The 545-nt window shown below is 66.1% G+C and carries 1 protein-coding gene; it reads right to left on the reverse strand.

Features of this window, described 5'->3' with window-relative positions:
* A partial coding sequence (locus KM295_RS16820) for a citrate/2-methylcitrate synthase (protein ID WP_272494458.1) occupies positions 1–545 on the reverse strand: 545 nt, incomplete at both ends.

The raw sequence follows: 545 nt of genomic DNA on the forward strand, positions 1-545 counted from the left end.
TTCTCGGTCGCGTCGACCTCCTTGAGCATCTCCATGACGTTTTGATTCGCCCCGCCGTGCAAACTCCCCGAGAGCGCCCCCACAGCCGATGTGACCGAGGCGTGGACATCCGCCAGCGTCGAGGCGGTCACCATCGCCGCGAACGTCGAGGCGTTCAGCCCGTGATCGGCGTGCAACACCAGCGCGATATCGAACGTTTCCGCCAGCACCGCGTCGGGTTTCTCGCCGTTGAGCATGTACAGAAAGTTCGCGGCGTGATCCAACTCTTGGTTGGGGGCGACGGGATCGTCGCCGTTTCGCAGGCGGGTAAAGGCGGCGAGTGCGGTGGGGAGTTTGGCGGTGATACGGCGGCCCTTTCGGAGGTTGGCCTCGAGGTCGGTGGCGTCGATGTCGGGGTCGGCGTCGGGGTCGGTCGCCGAGAGCGCCGAGACGATGCTGCGGAGGGCGGCCATCGGTTCCTCGTCGGCCGCAGCTAGATCCTCGATCAGTCGGTGTGTCGAGGCCTCGAGGGCGCGCGCTTCGGCCATCGCTCGTTTGAACGTGGT

It is taken from the genome of Natronomonas aquatica, from assembly GCF_024449025.1.
Taxonomy (GTDB): Archaea; Halobacteriota; Halobacteria; order Halobacteriales; family Haloarculaceae; genus Natronomonas; species Natronomonas aquatica.